Annotated in this window: 1 protein-coding gene; it reads right to left on the bottom strand. The window is 67.3% G+C overall.

The window, feature by feature from the left end; genetic code table 11:
* Positions 1-284: helicase-related protein (locus J4G32_RS21315; protein WP_281413608.1), on the bottom strand; the 284-nt coding region annotated here is incomplete at both ends.

Here is a 284-nt window from a genome sequence, read left to right as displayed (position 1 = left end):
TTTCGTCGATCATGCGGCGCTGGTTCACCACATCCTGCAGGCCATAGGCCATCCAGGCGTCGGCGGGAAGGCCATCGCGGCCGGCGCGGCCTGTTTCCTGGTAGTAGCCCTCGATGTTCTTGGGCATGTCCACGTGCGCGACGAAGCGCACATCGGGCTTGTCGATGCCCATGCCGAACGCGATGGTCGCCACCATCACGATGCCTTCCTCGCGCAGGAAGCGGTCCTGGTGGCGCTGGCGCACCTCGGGCGCCAGGCCGGCGTGGTAGGGCAGGGCGTTGAGG

This window comes from Microvirga antarctica (assembly GCF_017921815.1).
Lineage (GTDB): Bacteria > Pseudomonadota > Alphaproteobacteria > Rhizobiales > Beijerinckiaceae > Microvirga > Microvirga antarctica.
This window is presented reverse-complemented; position numbering and strand designations above follow the sequence as displayed.